We start from the raw sequence: 17,413 nt of genomic DNA, 5'->3' as shown, positions 1-17,413 counted from the left end.
ATTGGGAAGACAGGCCGAAGGGAAAGGATGATCGAACACAATGACCCAGCAGGAAACACGGGCGCTGCAGATCGCGGCAACCAAAATCCGTCTCGGCGTGATAGAGGGCGTCTATCACGCGAAATCCGGGCATCCGGGCGGGGCGCTCTCGTCGTCGGACATTCTGGCATATCTCTATTTTCAGGAGATGCGCATAGACCCGCAGAACCCGAAGTGGGAGGACCGGGACCGGTTCGTGCTCTCCAAGGGGCATGCCGCGCCCGGGCTCTATGCGGCGCTCGCCAACCGGGGCTACTTCCCGGTGGAGGAGCTCGGGACGCTGCGCCATATCGGTTCCCGCTTGCAGGGCCATCCGGACATGAAGGGGATTCCCGGGGTGGACATGTCCACCGGGTCGCTCGGGCAGGGGGTGTCGGCCGCCTGCGGGATGGCCAAGGCCGCCAAGCTGATGGGCAAGGACTATAGGGTCTACGCCCTGCTGGGGGACGGCGAGATTCAGGAGGGCCAGGTCTGGGAGGCGGCGATGTTCGCCGGGCACCAGAAACTTGACAACCTCTGCCTGATCGTGGACAACAACGGGCTGCAGATCGACGGGAATATTGAGGACATCTGTTCCCCCTACCCGATCGACGAGAAGTTCGCCGCCTTCGGCTTTGCCACTATCAACATCGACGCGCACGACTACGGACAGATCGCGGCCGCTTTCGCGCAGGCGCGCCAAACGAAGGGCAAGCCCACCGCCGTCATCGCCAAGTCCACCAAGGGCAAGGGGGTTTCCTTCATGGAGGGCCAGGCCTCCTGGCACGGTACGGCGCCGAACGAGGAGCAGTACCGTCAGGCGATGGGTGAGTTACAGAAGCTGCTGGAAGCTTACGAAGGGGGGCGCTGAGGATGGCGGAGATGAAAAAGAAGGCGACCAGGGAGAGCTACGGCGAGGCCCTGGCCGAGCTGAGCGGCACCTGCGAGCGGCTGGTGGTGCTGGACGCGGACCTCGCGGCCGCCACCAAGACCGGTGTTTTTAAGAAGGCCTGTCCCGGGCGCTTCATCGACTGCGGGATTGCCGAGCAGAATATGATGGGCGTCGCGGCGGGGCTCGCCGCGAGCGGGATGATCCCGTTTGCCAGCTCCTTTGCCATGTTCGCGGCCGGGCGCGCCTTCGAGCAGGTGCGCAACTCGATCGGCTACCCCCATCTCAATGTGAAGATCGGCGCCACCCATGCGGGCATCTCGGTCGGCGAGGACGGCGCGACCCACCAGTGCGACGAGGACATCGCCCTCATGCGCACCATCCCCGGCATGACGGTCATCAACCCCTCGGATGACGCCGAGGCGCGCGCGGCGGTGCGCGCGGCGGCCGGGTATGCCGGCCCGGTCTACCTGCGCTTTGGGCGGCTGGCGGTGCCCTGCTTCAACGACCCCGCCTCCTACCGCTTCGAGTGGGGCAAGGGGATCGTGCTGCGCGACGGGCAGGACGTCACCCTAATCGCCACCGGGCTGATGGTCTGGCGGGCCGTCGAGGCGGCCGAGCTGCTGAAAGAGGAGGGGATTTCGGCGCGGGTGGTCAACATCCACACCATCAAGCCCCTGGATCGGGAGCTGGTGCTACGCTGCGCGGCCGAGACGGGGGCGCTCGTGACTGCCGAGGAGCACAGCGTGATCGGGGGCCTGGGTGAGGCGGTCTGCTCGGCCGTCTGCGAGGGCTGTCCGGCGCCGGTGCTGCGCGTCGGCGTCGAGGATGTGTTCGGTTGCTCCGGACCGGCGGTCGATCTGCTCGAGCATTTCGGGCTCACCGCGCAGAACCTGGCCGTCAAGGCCAGGGCGGCAATCGCGCTTAAAAAGCACTGAACCAGGGTTTCAGCGGGGGGCTGCGGCTCCCCGCTTTTTTGTGTTCCGCCGCCGGAAAAGCTGCACCATGGGCAAGGGTGAAGAGTTTCCTGCGTTTTGCACCAAATTACTTGCGAATTTGAGGTTTTTCCTGCATTGACCCCTCTGTGAAAAGGGAGTATAATACAACGCGGACTTGCGATACAACAATAAAATATTTGGACGATAAGGGGCAGACGGGATATGGAAGGGCAGAACAGGCTGAAGGAATATATCCGCTTTTTTGGGCTCAACCTGGTGGGCAACTACGCCTATGCAATGGGGGTGCAGATGTTCACCGCGCCCCATCACATCGCGCCGGGCGGCGTGACCGGCGTCGCCACCATCATGAACTATCTGTGGGGCTTCCCGATCGGCTTGACCACCTTCCTGATTAATGTGCCGCTGCTGGTCCTCGCATGGCTTCATATCTCCAAGGGGTTCACCATCCGCACCGCCATTTCCACGGCGATGTCGAGTGTGTGCATCGACTTGCTGGTCGTCTGGATGCCCCAGTATAAGGGGGATGCGCTGCTCGCCTCTCTCTTCGGCGGCGCCCTGATGGGCGTTGGGCTCGCGGCGGTCTATATCAGCGGCTCGACCACCGGTGGCACCTCGATCGTCAGCGCCCTGCTGCAGAAGCGGTTCCACCATATCCCGATCGGCAAGCTGCTGATGGGCTCCAACCTGGTGGTGGTTGTGCTGTCGGTTTTCGCCTATGGAAACATCGATTCGGCGCTCTACGCCGCGCTGACCATCATCACCTCCTCGCTGGTGATGGACAATATGATTTACGGCTCGAACACCAACCGGGTGCTCTTCATCATCTCGGAGCGCAGCGACCTGATCCGCGACCGGATCTTGGTGGAGCTCCACCGCGGGACCACCCTGCTCAACGGCGAGACCGGCTACAAGCACGAGCACCTCAACATCATTTTCTGCGTGGTGAGCAAGGCGCAGTTCTACCGGGTGCAGGAGATCACGCGGTCCATCGACCCGCATGCCTTCATCGTCGGATGCACCGCCGGCGACGTGCTTGGAAAAGGGTTCAAGCACTTCGATTAGCACCGTCGTCTTACGGCGGTTTTGGGGGCCTTGGCCTTCTCGGGATACCCCGAGAAGGCCAAGGCCCCCGGTCGATCAAGAACTGCCGGCCGGGCGGAGACGGAGCACTCGGGAAGTGTTGCCGGCGGGTGCGCGGGCACAGGCACTGCCTTGGGAGAGGATGGCGGCTTTGCCGCCATGGGGAAACCCCTTGATAGGGTTTCCCCACGCAAAAACCTTCCACTGGAAGTTTTTTGCTCCCCTTCCTGATCCGAAGGAGGATTTTCTAGCCGCGAGTAGTGGCAGCCCGGAAAGGCCGCGGGCGCTGCTCGCACCCGCCAAAGGACTTAGTCCTTTGGAAACCAAAGACTGACCCGAAAGGGGGTCCAACGCCTTAAAAGGCGTCTGGGGAAACGGCTCGTTTCCAGCCCGTGAGGCGCACCGCTCGCAAAGCGAGCCTGCCCTTCTGGAAACCAAATACTTTAGTGTCTCGGCTGCACAGCTCACTACGGTGGACAAACTTTTTTGCTCGACACCCTTCAGCCGTTTTTCCCTATTTCAGAGCGCTATAATAACAAAAGCACAACAGGGAAATTCTGCCATGTCCGGGTGTAAAGAAAAAAACTTGACAGTTTACGTCTGGCAGGGTATAATAAAAAAGCTGTCAAATGTAAAGGGATCGCCTTTACAAACCGGCCGCTACAAAAGGAGGGTCATGCCGCCGTGCCCAAAAATCTACGGGTAACCGTGCTGTTCGATTTTTATGGTGACATGCTGACCGACAAGCAGAAAGAGGTCGTGGACCTATACTACAACGAAGACCTCTCTCTCGCCGAGATCGCCGCCCACAGCGGGATCACCCGGCAGGGGGTGCGCGATTCGATCAAGCGGGCGGAAGCGACCCTCTTCGAGCTGGAGGAGCGGCTGGGGCTGGCCGAGCGGTTCGGAGGGATTCAGCAGTCCCTTTCCAGGATCGTGCAGTGCGCCAAGGACATCCAGTTTGAAAGCGACCGGCTGGGGATGGCCTCCTCGATCTACACCAAGGCCGGGGAGATCGTGCAGCTCGCCATGAAGCTGAGCGAGGACGAATAGAAGAAACCGAATTTACGATAGAGGCGCTGGGAGTAACGAATGGCATTTGAAGGACTGAGCGAAAAACTGAATCAAGCGTTCAAGCGCCTGCGCTCCAAGGGCCGGCTCAAGGAAGAGGACATCAAGGAAGCCATGCGCGAGGTGCGCCTGGCGCTGCTGGAGGCCGACGTCAACTTCAAGGTTGCGCGCGACTTTGTCAAGGCGGTGACCGAGAAGGCGGTGGGCAAAGAGGTGCTCGAGAGCCTCACCCCGGCGCAGCAGGTGATCAAGATCGTGCGCGACGAGATGACCGAGCTGATGGGCTCGACCAACGCACGGATCAATTTCTCCTCCAAGAAGCCGACCATCATCATGATGTGCGGCTTGCAGGGCTCGGGTAAGACCACCCACAGCGCAAAGCTCGCCCGGCACTTCCGCCAGGAGGGCAAACGCCCGCTGCTGGTCGCCTGCGACGTCTACCGTCCGGCGGCCATCGAGCAGCTGAAGGTGGTGGGCGCCAAGGTCGAGACCCCGGTCTTTGAAATGGGCCAGGGCGACCCGGTGAAGATCGCCGAGGAATCGCTCAAGTACGCCAAGGACTACGGCTACGATCCGGTGATTTTGGATACCGCCGGACGGCTGCACATCGACGAAGAGCTGATGAACGAGCTGCGCGCCATCAAGGCGCGGGTGCAGCCGCACGAAATCCTTCTGGTGGTCGACGCGATGGTCGGCCAGGACTCGGTCAACGTGGCCAGTTCCTTCGACGAGGCGCTGGGGATCGACGGGGTGATTTTAACCAAGCTCGACGGCGACACCCGCGGCGGCGCGGCGCTCTCGGTGCGCGCGGTGACCGGCAAGCCGATCAAGTTCGTGGGCACCGGCGAAAAGCTCGAGGACCTCGAGCCGTTCTATCCCGACCGGATGGCCTCGCGAATTTTGGGGATGGGCGACGTGCTCACTCTGATCGAGAAGGCCCAGACCGAGATGGATGAGAAAGCGGCCATCAAGACCGCCCAGCGGCTCAAGGAAAATAAATTTGACATGACCGACCTGCTCGAACAGATGAAGCAGGTGAAGAATATGGGCCCGCTCTCCCAGGTGCTGGGGATGATCCCCGGGCTGCAGGGAAAGCTGAGAGATGAGGATACCCAGCGCGGCGAGCGGGAGCTGCAGCGCATGGAGGCGATCATCAATTCGATGACCCTGCGCGAGCGGGAGCGCCCGGACATCATCAACCCCTCGCGCAAGCGCCGGATCGCCGCGGGCAGCGGCACCAGCGTGGAGGAGGTCAACCGGCTCTTAAAACAGTTTAGGCAGATGCAGCAGATGATGAAGCAGCTCGCCCCCAAAAAGGGCAAGCGGCGTCCGCGCATGGGCTTCCCGCCAATGAGGTAAGTGTGTTTATTCCTTCTTCGGAATAAAGATAAATAGAAAGATTCAGGAGGTGACAAGATAATGGCAGTCAAGATCAGACTTAGAAGGATGGGCGCGAAGAAGGCTCCCTTCTATCGCATAGTTGTGGCAGATTCCCGCTATCCGCGCGACGGCAGATTTATCGAGGAGGTTGGGTACTACGACCCCACCAAGGACCCGGCCGTGGTGAAGATCGATGGGGAGAAGGCCAAGAAGTGGCTCTCGACCGGCGCCCAGCCGACCGATACCGTGCGTGCGCTGCTCAAGAAGCAGGGCGTGCTGTAAGGCGTGAGGAAAGAGAGGTCCCAAAATCTTGGAAGAGCTGATTCGCACCATCGCTAGGGGTTTGGTCGATGAGAAGGATGCGGTCACCGTGACCCGCGACGAGCCGGACGCCGAGGGCGTCATCATCTACCATCTGCACGTCGCGCCGGACGACATGGGCCGGGTGATCGGCAAACAGGGCCGGATCGCCAAGGCCATCCGCACGGTGGTTCGCGCCTGCGCGACCCGCGCGGACCAGAAGGTCATGGTAGAAATCGACTGAAGACCCCAATACGAGCAAAACGGGAAAGCATGAGGACCTCGGGGCCCCAGGTGCTTTCCCGGTTTCTTTTACCGGGGGCGGCAGGCCCCGGGGAGGAAGGAGCGTCCAAATGAAGGAATACATCGAAGCCGGGAAGATCGTGACCACCCACGGGGTGCGCGGCGAGGTGAAGGCCGAGCCCTGGTGCGACGAGCCCGCCTTTCTGGCCGGCCGCAAGCGGCTCCATCTGGGCACGGTCGGCAACCCCGTCGAGGTCGAAAGCGGCCGGGTGCACAAGGGGATGGTGCTTTTAAAGTTCAAAGGTGTGGACACCGTCGAGGCGGGCGCGGCCCTGCGCGGCAAGGTGCTCTACGTCCACCGGGACGAAATCCCGCTGGGGGAGGGGGAGCATCTGATCCAGGACATCATCGGGCTCCAGGTGTTCGACGCCGACAGCGGCGAACGCTACGGGGAGCTGTGCGACGTGACCCATACCGGCGCCAACGACGTCTACCACATCCGCTTCCCGGACGGGAAGGAGCGGCTGATCCCGGCCATCCCGCAGGTGATTGTCAAGATCGACGTTATGGGCGGCAGGATGGACATCCGCCCGCTGGAAGGACTGTTTGAGGAATGATCATTGACATTGCGACCCTCTTCCCCGAGATGTGCGGGCGGGTGCTGGATGAGAGCATCATCGGCCGTGCGCGCGCGGCGGGGAAGCTGACCATCGACTGCCACGACATCCGCGCCTTCACCGAGGACAAGCACCGGCGGGTGGACGACTCGCCCTACGGCGGCGGGATGGGGATGGTCATGCAGCCCGGCCCGATCTACAATTGCTTTCGTTACCTCTGCCGTCTGCGCGGGGTGCGCCCGCATGTGATCTACCTCTCGCCCAAGGGCCAAGTCTTCACCCAGCGGCGCGCCGGGGAGCTTGCAAACATGAATAATTTGCTCCTGCTGTGCGGACACTATGAGGGAGTGGACCAGAGAATTCTGGACGAAATCGTGGACGAGGAGCTCTCGATCGGGGACTACGTGCTCACCGGGGGCGAGCTCGGGGCGCTGGTGGTCTGCGACGCGGTGGGCAGGCTCTGCGAGGGGGTGCTCCCGGACGAGAGCTGCTACACCGAGGAGAGCCATCAGAGCGGGCTGCTCGAATATCCGCACTACACCCGCCCGCCGGTCTGGATGGGGCGGCCGGTGCCCGAGGTGCTGCTCTCGGGGCACCACAAGAATATCGAGGGCTGGAGGAGGCGCGAGGCGGTAAAAATCACCCTGCGCCGCCGCCCGGATATGCTCGCACAGGCACAACTTGATAAAAGCGACATAGAATATATCGATGCCCTGAAAAGGGCGCAGCCGGATAGGGAAGAGAGCGGAACCACCTGATTGGCAGGTAAATCGGGAGCGCGGCGGTTGCTCATCCTATACGAGATTGTTGAAAACTTTTTGTATTAGATGTACAATCAAGGTCGGCGGATTTTGCAAATTGATGGATAACAAGCAGAAATTGCGGGAAATGGGCGCAAAAGAATTTCAAGAAGCGTTGACGAAGACAAGCGGTATGTTATAATAAGGCTGTAGCGTTTCTGGGCTATTTTGGTCCCGTTGTTAATCTGTGACAGTAATCTTGGAAATAGGAGAGTAACGATTATGTTTGTAAAAGACGTTCCCGTTCAGAATCAGGTTGGTTTGCACGCGCGTCCGGCTACCTTTTTCATTCAGAAAGCGAACGAGTTCAAATCCTCCATCTGGATCGAGAAGGAAGAGCGCAGGGTGAATGCGAAGAGCCTGCTCGGCGTCCTTTCGCTGGGTATCGTCGGCGGCACCACCATCAAGATCATTGCGGACGGCCCGGATGAGCAGCAGGCGGTCAATGAGCTTGTCAAGCTGGTTGAGAGCGGCTTTGCCGAGTAAGTTTCAAGAATAATTGCTTTGGCTTTGTCCTGCCATGCGGGACAAGAACAATGTGCACGCTGTCAGAAAGCCTTTCTGACGGCGTGTTTTCGTACCCGAAGAAGGAGAACGGTATGGTGGACATGGAGCATATAGCCCTCCTGCGCAAGAAGGCCAACGAGCTGCCGCTGCAGCCGGGGGTCTATCTCATGCGGGACAAGGACGGGGTGATCATCTACATCGGCAAGGCGAAGCGCCTGAAAAACAGGGTGACCAGCTACTTCCGCGCCCTGGACAGCCACACCCCCAAGGTGCTGGCGATGGTCGAGAATGTCAAGGATTTCGACTACATCCTCACCGACAGCGAGTTCGAGGCGCTGGTGCTGGAAAGCAGCCTGATCAAGCAGCACTCCCCGAAATACAACATCCTGTTAAAGGACGACAAGGGGTATTTCTATATCCATATCACGGACGGCCCCTGGCGCCGGATCGACTGGGTGAAATCCAAGCCCCCCAAGGACGGCCAGGTGATCGGCCCCTATACCTCGTCCTACGTCGTCTCGCAGACGGTCGAGCAGGCCAACAAGATTTTTATGCTCCCCACCTGCAAGCGGCAGTTCCCGCAGGACTTCCGCAAGGGGCGCCCCTGCCTCAATTTCCACATCAAGCAGTGCATGGGGGTCTGCACCGGGAAGATCCCGCTCGAGCAGTACAACGAGTCGGTGGACGGGGCGCTGCGTTTCATCAAGGGGAACAGCCAGGGGCTCTGCGAGCAGCTCGAGGAGGAAATGGCGAAGGCCGCCGAAAACCTCGAGTTCGAGAAGGCCGCCCGACTGCGGGACAGGATCGCCGCCATCAGGCGGATCAGCGGCCAGCAAAAGGTGCTCTACGCCGGGGTGGACAACTGCGACATCATGGCGATGGCCATCGGGAGCGACCGGGTGGGGGTGTCGGTGATGAACTACCGGCATGAGCGGCTCTGCGACAAGCAGGACTTTTTGCTGAGCACCGACAGCGACCCGGCCGCGGTGCGCGCCCAGTTTTTGATGAGCTATTACCGGGACAACTTCGACCTGCCGCGGCAGGTCTATCTCGACGGGGAGTGCGAGGATGGAGACCTGATCGCCCGCTACCTCACCGAGCGCGCCGGGCACAAGGTCGAGCTCGTCATCCCCCAGCGCGGGCAGAAGAACCAGCTTGTCGAGCTGTGCCGCTCGAACGCTGCGCAGTACCTCTCCCACCGGATGAAGGCCTCGGGCAAGGAGGTGGCGCTCCTCGACGAGGTGGCAAAGCTTTTGGGGTTGCGCCAGAGCCCGCAGTACATCGAGGCATACGACATCTCGAACATCGGCGCGAGCACCATTGTCGGCGGGATGGTGGCCTTCGAGGGGGCAAAACCGCTGCGCAGCGCCTACCGCAAGTTCACCATCAAGTCGGTTGCCGGCGCGCCGGACGACTATGCCAGCATGAAGGAGATGCTCACCCGCCGTTTCGAGCGGCTGCGCGAGGCCGGGGAAAAGGGCGGGGAGCAGGGCTTCGGCCGCCGGCCCGACCTGCTGCTGATCGACGGCGGGGCCGGGCATGTCGCCGCGGCCAAGGAGGTGCTCGACGCGATGGGCCTCGTGATTCCCTGCTTCGGCATGGTCAAGGACGACAAGCACCGCACCCGGGCCATCGCCTCGGACGGGGGCGAGATCCAGATCTCGGCGCACAAGAGCGTGTTCTCGTTCATCACCTCGGTGCAGGACGAGGTGCACCGCTACACCATCTCCTTCTCGCGCAAGAAGCACCGGACCACCTCGCTGCAGCTCGAGCTGATGAACGCTCCGGGAATCGGGGAGGCCCGCGCCAGGGCGCTGTACAAGCATTTTAGGACCCTGGACAAGATCCGCGCGGCGACGGGGGAGGAGCTCGAGGCGGCGCCGGGGATGAACAAGCGCGCGGCCAACGCCCTCTATGAGTTTTTACATCCGCAGACGGAAGAATAAAACGGCCGCCTCCAAGTGTCTTGGAGGCGGCCGTTTTCAGGATAATCCGTCAATCGAGGGCACCTGGGAGTTGCCGAAGCTGTCGCCGGTGTTGGGGGTAAAGTTGCCGCCATATTCGGCGGCGCGGCCCACGGCGTGGACGGGGTTGGTCCAGTGGCAGTTTTGCAGGGTAATGGGAGAGGCGTTGTTTTCGGTGGCGCCCGAAACTCCCCCGGTATAAATCGCATACACGGCGGAGCCGGAAAACTGGACCGAGGAGAGGCAGCCGATATAGACCGAGCTGGTGTTATGCCCGGCGATCCCACCCTGATGGAGTTGGACTTGCGCCGTTCCCCCGATCGTCCCGGTGACGGTGCAGCGTTCAAACCTGGTGTTGATCACCAACCCGCCGATCCCCCCGGTGGAGAGGACGTCCGAACCCGAACCGGAAACATTGTCGCCCGTTACAGAGCAGTCCGCGACCGTCGCTCCGGTCATCACGTTGGCAATCCCGCCAACATAGTACATTCCTCCAACGGTGGGCGAGGTGAGACGCATGTTTTTTACCGTGGCTCCGCTCAAAGATGCAAACAGCCCGCCGGTTGTGGAATTGAGCCCGCCAATCGAATACCCGCCTCCGTCATACACGCCGGTGAGCGTGCCCAGCGGGGTCCAGGTCCCGGTGAGGGTGATGTCCCGCTTTTGGGCAAACTGTGCGTCCAGGTGCTGCTGCACGTGCCGAAGCTGCGCCGGGGTGTAGACCTGGTAGGGGTCGGCCGCGCTGCCGTCTCCGAGGATGAAGGCTCCCTCCACCCCCGGGCAGCAGCCGGTGGTGACAGGAAATGTTTTTGAGGCGGGAGCGTCGAGCCCGATGCGGTCCGCCTCCGGGAGGGCGCTCACGGTGACGTAGTAGGTCTGCGGGTGCTCCACGTCGAGCGGATATTCGACGAACACGTCGGTTTTGGCGGTGATCCCGGTGCGTTCCACGCTGCGGGTGACGCTGGCGGCGGTAAGGGCTTCGGCGTCCGAGACGGTGATCTGATAGTGCCCGGTGCGCGCGTCGGGAATGACCGGGACGAGGAGGCCGGGCGAGGGGCCCGCGGCCTCTGCCCGGCAGGGCAAGGCAAGGACGCAGCAGGCGAGCAGGGCAAAAAGCAGGCGTTTCATGGCAATACCTCCGGGAGAGCAATAAGACCGCCAGATAAGGATACTGGCGGTCTTACCGTGTGGGGGAAGGGCCCACAAAACGCGGGATCCCCTTGCATTTCCTGCCAGAATCGGATATAATTAGGCTAAGATTTCCAGGTGGTGGGAAAAGCGCCCGGCCACCGCGCAAAAAACATAAAAACAATGACCGATAGCATCCTTAGCTATCGGTCATTTTATTTCCCGGCAAAGAAAGCGGCGGCAAGCTAAAATAGCTTGCCGCCGCGGTCCGTTCTTTACTTCAGAGCCTCCAGGCTCTCGACAATCTTCTGTAAACGGTCCTTGGCCTTCTGCAGCTTTTCGCGTTCGGCATTGACCACCTTTTCGGGCGCGCGGTCCACGAAGGAGGGGTTCTCCAGCTTTTTGCCGAAGAACGAAACGTCCTGCTCGGCCTGCTCGCGTTCCTTTTGCAGCCGCTCGCGCTCCTTGTCAAGGTCGATCAGCTCTCCGAGCGGGATGAAGATACGCGCATCCCCGGTCACCACCTGCACCGCACCCTCGATCGAGAAACTTTGCCCAATCTCTACCTCGGACGCCCCGGCCAGCCGTTCAAAGAAGGCGGCGCCCTTTTCCATCGTTTCGGGCAGCCCGGTGGCGATATAGAGCTTGGCCTTGCGGCTGGGCGGCACGTTCATCTCACTGCGCCGGTTGCGCACGGCCTTGATGACCTCCATGATCTTCGAGAATTCTTCCTCCTCGCGCTCGAAGCAGAGCTCGGGGCGGTACTCGGGCCAGGGGGCGGCCATTACGCTTTCGCTGATCCCCTCGCTGGGCAGCGCCTGCCAGATCTCCTCAGTGATGAAGGGCATGAACGGGTGCAGCAGCCGCAGCGCGCCGCCCATCACATGCACCAGCACCTGCTGGGCGCGCTTGGCGCTCTCGCCGCCCGCGGCAATGCGCGCCTTGGTCAGCTCGATGTACCAGTCGCACAGGATATCCCAGATGAAGTCGTAGAGCTTCTGCACCGCCACGCCGAGCTCGAAGTGCTCGAGGTTGTCGGTGACCTCGCGGACCAGGCGGTTGTACAGGCTCAAAAACCACCGATCCTCCAGCGTCAGCTCCTGGGGCAGGTCGAGCGACGTGACCTCGTCCGAGAGGTTCATCAAAATGAAGCGGGAGGCGTTCCACAGCTTGTTGGCAAAGTTGCGCGAGGCGCGCACCTTCTCGTCCGAGAAGCGCATGTCGTTGCCCGGGCTGTTCCCGGTGCAGAGCGTCAGGCGCAGCGCGTCCGCGCCATACTGCTCGATGACCTCCATCGGGTCCACACCGTTGCCCAGGGACTTTGACATCTTGCGCCCCTGCGCGTCCCGGATCAGTCCGTGGATGAAGACGTTTTTAAACGGGATCTCTCCCATGTTGTGAACCCCGGAGAAGATCATCCTGGCCACCCAGAAGAAGATGATGTCGTACCCCGTCACCAGCGTGTCGGTGGGATAGAAGTAGGAAAGCTCCGGCGTCTTATCCGGCCAGCCGAGGGTGGAGAAGGGCCACAGGGCGGAGGAGAACCAGGTGTCGAGCGTGTCCTCGTCCTGGCGGATGTGGGAGCCGCCGCAGTGGGCGCAGCGCTCGGGCGCGGATTTTGCCACGGTGATCTCGCCGCAGTCGTCGCAGTACCAGGCGGGGATCCGGTGCCCCCACCAGAGCTGGCGGGAGATACACCAGTCGCGGATGTTCTCCATCCAGTGGTAATAAATCTTGGCGAAGCGCTCGGGCACGAACTGCAGGCTGCCGTTTTTGACGACCTCCATCGCGGGGCCGGCCAGCGGCTCCATCCTGACGAACCACTGCTTGCTCACCCGCGGCTCGACCACCGAGCGGCAGCGGTAGCAGGCGCCCACGTTGTGCTGGTGGTCCTCGGTGCGCACCAGGAAGCCGCCCTCCTCGAGGTCGCGCACGATCGCACGGCGCGCCTCATAGCGGTCCATCCCGGCGTACTTGCCGCCTTGCTCGTTGAGGGTGGCGTCCTCGTTTAGGACGTTGATGACCGGCAGCTCGTGGCGCAGCCCGACCTCGAAGTCGTTCGGGTCGTGCGCCGGGGTGATTTTGACCACCCCCGTGCCGAACTCCATATCCACGTATTCGTCGGCGATGAGCGGGATTTCCCGCCCGACCAGCGGCAGGGTGAGCGTCTTGCCCACCATCGCCTTGTAGCGCTCATCGTCCGGGTGGACCGCCACGGCGGTGTCGCCCAGCATGGTCTCGGGCCGGGTGGTGGCAAGCTCGATGTAGCCGCTGCCGTCGGTGAAGGGGTAGCGCAGGTGCCAGAAGTGGCCGGCGTGGTCCTCATATTCCACCTCGGCGTCCGAGATCGAGGTCTTGCAGGTTGGACACCAGTTGATGATCCGCTCGCCGCGGTAGATCAGTCCCTCGTCGTAGAGCTTGCAGAAGACCTCGTTCACCGCCTTGGAGCACCCCTCGTCCAGGGTGAAGCGGGCGCGGTCCCAGTCGCAGGAGGAACCCATCTTCTTCTGCTGCTCGACGATCCGCCCGCCGTACTGCTCCTTCCACTCCCAGGCGCGCTTTAAAAAGCCCTCGCGGCCGAGGTCCTGCTTGTCGACCCCTTCCTCTTTGAGCTTCTGCACGATCTTCGCCTCGGTGGCGATCGAGGCGTGGTCCGCCCCGGGAAGCCAGAGCGCCTCATAGCCCTGCATGCGGCGGAAGCGGATCAGGCAGTCCTGCAGCGTGCAGTCCATAGCGTGGCCCAGATGGAGCTGGCCGGTGATGTTGGGCGGCGGCATGACGATGGTGTAGGGACGCTTGTCCGGGTTCGGCTTTGCGTGGAAGTATCCGCCCTGCAGCCACGCCTGATAGGTTTTTTCCTCAAACTGCTTGGGATCATAGGTCTTATCAAGCTGTTTTCTCATATTTATAATCATTCCTTTTCCCTTTAGGGGATTTTAGCCTTTGATTCTTCTTATTATACTAAATCTTCCCTGTTCGCGCAACGCCTCCCTCAAAAACTCCCTTGCAAAAGATGGCGCGGCGCGGTAAGATGGGACATGAAATTTGATCGAAAAGGAAGGCTTGGGATGAAAAAAGCACTTTTGCTCTTGCTGGCCGGCGTCCTGGTGGCATGCACGGGCTGCGCGCACACCGCCGCAAAGGAGCCGAAGGCCTGCAAGGTTGAGGTCTATTCCGATGGGGGAGAACTCCTCAAGACCATCGACGACCAGGAGACGATCGAACTGCTGACCCCCACCGAGGACTGGGCGGACGCCGAAGCGCCGCAGCCCGAGCCCGCCGCACAGTACGAGCTGGTGGTGTGGCAGGAAAAGACGCTGCTCGCCGGGGAGGACCCCGAAGGGGAGCGGGAGTACGAGGTCATCTTAAACCTCACCCTCTATCGGGACTCCCCGCTCGTAAAGGCGGTGATCTCCCCGCAGGCGGTCAAGAACATGAGGCTGACCGAGGAGATGCTGACCGCATACTACACCCTCCCGGATGAAACGCTCTCAGCCCTGCGCCAGGCCGTCGGTTAACCGGAACAGGTTTTGTCATGCGGGCCGGCAGAGCGGATCAGCGGATGGGTGTAATCCAGCCCGCACTCCCCGCGGGGGGAGCACAGCAGCGCATACTGGTCCCCCGCGGCGGCCTCCAGCAGCGCCAGGCGCTGGGCGCGCCCGCCCAGCGCCTGCAGCCGGCGCAGCGAGGCGCCGACGGGCAGGGCGGCGCTCGAAGCCGTCAGCAGCTCCTTCCCGGCCGGGGTGTACCCCAGGACCCGGATGTAGGGTGGGGGCAGGGCGCCGTCCTCGTCGCGCACCCCCAAAAAAGCGGCGAGCGCCAGGCGGCGCACCCGCGCGTGGGAGTAGCGCTTGGATTTGACGAGCGCATAGAGCTCGCCAAGGTCACGCGCCTGCCGCGCCGCCTTGTAAAGGCGGTGCTCCAGCCCTTCGCTGAGCTCGGGGAGGGCTCTCAGCTCCCCGGGCGCCAGGGCGCGCAGCCGGGAGAGCAGCGGGAGCTCGAGCGCCCCCGGCGCGCAGACCGGCGCGCCGCGGTAGCACGCCAGCGCCTCTGCCGGCACATAGGGGGAGAGGGCGGATACCCCCTGCTTTACTGCCAGCGCGCGCAGCGCGCTGGCGCTGGCGAAAGCCCCGACGGGTGCGCCGCTGTCGTGTCCGGCCCCTTTGCGGGGGACGGTGAAGGGCTCGATTTTGCTGCCGAGGCTCCCGAGCGCGCCGAGGTACTCGAGCGCCAGGATGTTGTTGGGCTGGCGCAGCAGCGCCCCGGCATCTTCTCCGAAGAGCTCGCCCACCGCCTGCTGGCGCGCGGCGGCGAAGGGCTGCCCCTCTTTGAGCAGCGCGCGCAGCCGGGCGCGCACCCGCTCGTCCTCCAGCGCCAGCCAGGCTTGCAGCAGCGGGGGCAGCGCCCCGCATTCGCTGCCGAAGGAGAGGGTGTCGACGCAGCCGAGCGCGTCGAGCAGGGCGACTGCCCCGCGCGCGAAGCGCTGCGCCCCCGCGGCGGCGAAGGGCAGCGGCAGCTCGAGCACGAGGTCGACCCCGCACGAAAGGGCGGCCTTGGCGCGGGTGAACTTATCCAGGAGGGCGGGCTCGCCCCGCTGCACAAAATTGCCGCTCATCACCGCCACGACGCACTCGGCGCCCGCCCGGCGGGTCGCCTCGATTTGGTACCGGTGCCCGTTGTGGAAGGGGTTATACTCCGCCACGATCCCCGCGACACGCATTTTCATCCCGCCTTTTCTCCGGTTTCTTCCGTCTTGCCCTTGAAATTTTTACCTTAATGTAATAATATATAACTATCTGAGTCAAAGTCAAGAAAACTGAAATATTCGGAGGGAAAGCAGCAAATGAAGGTATTGGTAATAAACGCCGGCAGCTCGTCGCTGAAGTATCAGCTCATCGACATGCAAAACGAGCATGTGCTGGCCAAGGGCAACTGCGAGCGCATCGGGGTGGACGGCCTGATCACCCACAAGACCGACGACGGCAAGAAGATCCAGTATGAGGTGGCCTTCCCCACCCATAAGGAAGCGTTCATGGAGGTCGTCAAGGTCCTCACCTCGGGCGAGGGCAAGGTGATCGGGGATGTGAAGGAAATCTCGGCGGTGGGCCACCGGGTGCTGCACGGCAGCGAGGTCTACAAGGTCTCCACCAAAATCACCGAAAAGGTCATCGAGGACATCGAGTCCTTCTCCGAGCTGGGCCCCTTGCACAATCCCCCCCAGGCGGCCGCCATGCGCGCGTGCGTCGAGGTGTTCGGCAAGGATACCCCGATGGTGGCGGTGTTCGACACCTCCTTCCATCAGACCATGCCCGAGAAGGCGTACATGTACGCCCTGCCCTACGAGTACTATGAGAAATACCACATCCGCAAATACGGCTTCCACGGCACCAGCCACCGCTACGTCAGCGCCCGGTACCTCGAAATCACCGGCAAGCGCCCCGAGGGGACCCGCGTGGTGGTCTGCCACCTGGGCAACGGCTCCTCGATCAGCGCGGTGAAGGACGGCAAGTGCTACGACACCACCATGGGCTTCACCCCGCTCGACGGGCTGATCATGGGCACCCGCTCCGGCGCGGTCGACCCGTCGGTGGTCACCTACCTGATGAACAAGGAGCACATGACCCCGGACGAGATGAGCGACATGCTCAACAAGAAGTCCGGCTTCCTGGGCGTTTCGGGCCTCAGCTCGGACGCGCGCGACCTGGTCAACGCCAAGAACAACGACCATCACCACGGCGCCCAGCTCGCCTGCGACATGCTGCGCTACCAGATCAAGAAGTACATCGGCTCCTATGCCGCCGCCATGGGCGGGCTGACCGCCGTCTGCTTCACCGGCGGGATCGGCGAAAATTCGTCCGAGCTGCGCGAGGAGTGCTGCGAGGGGCTGGAGTTCATGGGGATCGAGCTGGACAAGACCGCCAACGATTCGGCCTCGGGCAGCGAGATGATGATCTCCGCCCCCTCCTCCAAGGTGCAGGTCTGGGTCGTCCCGACCAACGAGGAACTGATGATCGCCAAGGACACCGTCGAGATCATCAGCAAGTAATAAGACCGATTGAAAAGCCCCCGCCGGCCGGCGGGGGCTTTTTTTGCGGCTATGGGGCATAATGCTGTGGCGGGCCCGGCTTTCTCCCCGCGCCGTCCCTTTGAGCGCCCGGCGGGCCCCTCTCCGGTTTTTGTTGCATTTTCAGCCGGGATATGGAATAATGAAAGCGGCACAGGTGTTGCAGAAACCTACACCTTTAGAAAGAGCGGGATTTCCCCTGAAAACAGGAAAAACCAGCCCGTTTTTCAGGCTGGCCGCGGCAAAAATGCGGGATTGGCAAAGGTGTACCTTTGCGCAGAGAGGACGGGACAAAATGGGAAAGAACAGGATCATGGCATTCGTGTTGGCGGCGGCGCTGGCGCTTTGCGTTCTGCCGGCTGGGGCGGCTCCGGGCGTGCCGGGCGGGTTCAG

16 protein-coding genes are annotated in these 17,413 nt (G+C 62.2%); 13 read left to right on the top strand and 3 right to left on the bottom strand.

Annotated features, from left to right (window positions below; all coding sequences use genetic code 11):
- Window positions 1–40: 40 nt before the first annotated feature.
- The 11 genes from B5477_RS01525 (at window position 41) to uvrC (ending at window position 9,810) form a co-directional block, all read left to right on the top strand.
- Window positions 41–889 (top strand): transketolase, encoded by an 849-nt coding sequence (locus B5477_RS01525; protein ID WP_079698056.1) that lies wholly within the window; start codon window positions 41–43, stop codon window positions 887–889.
- 2 nt (window positions 890–891) lie between these two features.
- Entirely contained in the window at window positions 892–1,845 is a 954-nt protein-coding gene (locus tag B5477_RS01520; RefSeq protein WP_181966672.1) for a transketolase family protein, read from the top strand.
- A gap of 222 nt (window positions 1,846–2,067) precedes the next feature.
- Window positions 2,068–2,928, top strand: a complete 861-nt coding sequence (locus tag B5477_RS01515) for a YitT family protein (protein WP_079698055.1) — start codon at window positions 2,068–2,070, stop codon at window positions 2,926–2,928.
- 702 nt (window positions 2,929–3,630) lie between these two features.
- Window positions 3,631–3,999 carry a YlxM family DNA-binding protein gene (ylxM, locus tag B5477_RS01510; protein WP_079698054.1) on the top strand — a complete coding sequence of 123 codons (369 nt, stop codon included), beginning with the start codon at window positions 3,631–3,633 and terminating at the stop codon, window positions 3,997–3,999.
- 39 nt (window positions 4,000–4,038) lie between these two features.
- Window positions 4,039–5,376: a signal recognition particle protein gene (gene ffh, locus B5477_RS01505; protein WP_079698053.1), complete on the top strand. Its 1,338-nt coding sequence runs from the start codon at window positions 4,039–4,041 to the stop codon at window positions 5,374–5,376.
- 60 nt (window positions 5,377–5,436) lie between these two features.
- Window positions 5,437–5,679: a 30S ribosomal protein S16 gene (gene rpsP / locus B5477_RS01500; protein ID WP_079698052.1), complete on the top strand. Its 243-nt coding sequence runs from the start codon at window positions 5,437–5,439 to the stop codon at window positions 5,677–5,679.
- Window positions 5,680–5,707: 28 nt separating this feature from the next.
- On the top strand, window positions 5,708–5,941 hold the full coding sequence (locus B5477_RS01495; RefSeq protein WP_079698051.1) for a KH domain-containing protein: 234 nt from the start codon (window positions 5,708–5,710) through the stop codon (window positions 5,939–5,941).
- A 109-nt stretch (window positions 5,942–6,050) separates the two neighbouring features.
- On the top strand, window positions 6,051–6,557 hold the full coding sequence (gene rimM, locus B5477_RS01490; protein ID WP_079698050.1) for a ribosome maturation factor RimM: 507 nt from the start codon (window positions 6,051–6,053) through the stop codon (window positions 6,555–6,557).
- A complete protein-coding gene (trmD, locus tag B5477_RS01485; protein ID WP_079698049.1) occupies window positions 6,554–7,315 on the top strand; it encodes a tRNA (guanosine(37)-N1)-methyltransferase TrmD in 762 nt (253 codons plus the stop codon). The genes rimM and trmD overlap by 4 nt, the downstream gene beginning before the upstream one ends.
- 264 nt (window positions 7,316–7,579) lie before the next feature.
- Complete coding sequence (locus B5477_RS01480) at window positions 7,580–7,843, top strand: HPr family phosphocarrier protein (RefSeq protein ID WP_079698048.1); 264 nt, start codon at window positions 7,580–7,582, stop codon at window positions 7,841–7,843.
- A 113-nt stretch (window positions 7,844–7,956) separates the two neighbouring features.
- Complete coding sequence (gene uvrC / locus B5477_RS01475) at window positions 7,957–9,810, top strand: excinuclease ABC subunit UvrC (protein ID WP_242942092.1); 1,854 nt, start codon at window positions 7,957–7,959, stop codon at window positions 9,808–9,810.
- Between the two features lie 36 nt (window positions 9,811–9,846).
- Here the strand turns inward: uvrC and B5477_RS01470 are convergent, their stop codons facing one another.
- Both B5477_RS01470 and B5477_RS01465 read right to left on the bottom strand, forming a co-directional pair.
- Entirely contained in the window at window positions 9,847–10,956 is a 1,110-nt protein-coding gene (locus tag B5477_RS01470) for a hypothetical protein (RefSeq protein ID WP_079698047.1), read from the bottom strand.
- Between the two features lie 275 nt (window positions 10,957–11,231).
- The gene (locus B5477_RS01465) at window positions 11,232–13,859 is read right to left on the bottom strand and encodes a valine--tRNA ligase (protein ID WP_079698046.1); all 2,628 of its coding nucleotides are present in this window, start codon (window positions 13,857–13,859) and stop codon (window positions 11,232–11,234) included.
- 165 nt (window positions 13,860–14,024) lie between these two features.
- On the opposite strand from B5477_RS01465, the gene B5477_RS01460 reads away from it, so the two are divergent.
- Window positions 14,025–14,474, top strand: a complete 450-nt coding sequence (locus B5477_RS01460; RefSeq protein WP_079698045.1) for a hypothetical protein — start codon at window positions 14,025–14,027, stop codon at window positions 14,472–14,474.
- Here B5477_RS01460 and B5477_RS01455 read toward each other — a convergent pair.
- Window positions 14,471–15,682, bottom strand: a complete 1,212-nt coding sequence (locus tag B5477_RS01455; protein ID WP_079698044.1) for a tRNA(Met) cytidine acetate ligase — start codon at window positions 15,680–15,682, stop codon at window positions 14,471–14,473. The genes B5477_RS01460 and B5477_RS01455 overlap by 4 nt on opposite strands.
- A 117-nt stretch (window positions 15,683–15,799) precedes the next feature.
- On the opposite strand from B5477_RS01455, the gene B5477_RS01450 reads away from it, so the two are divergent.
- Window positions 15,800–17,002, top strand: a complete 1,203-nt coding sequence (locus B5477_RS01450; RefSeq protein ID WP_079698043.1) for an acetate/propionate family kinase — start codon at window positions 15,800–15,802, stop codon at window positions 17,000–17,002.
- The last annotated feature ends 411 nt before the right edge of the window (window positions 17,003–17,413 follow it).

The sequence above is a fragment of the Provencibacterium massiliense genome (genome assembly GCF_900169495.1).
Lineage (GTDB): Bacteria > Bacillota > Clostridia > Oscillospirales > Ruminococcaceae > Harryflintia > Harryflintia acetispora.
Note: the sequence above shows the minus strand (reverse complement) of the source record. Positions and strands in the feature narration are given on the sequence as shown.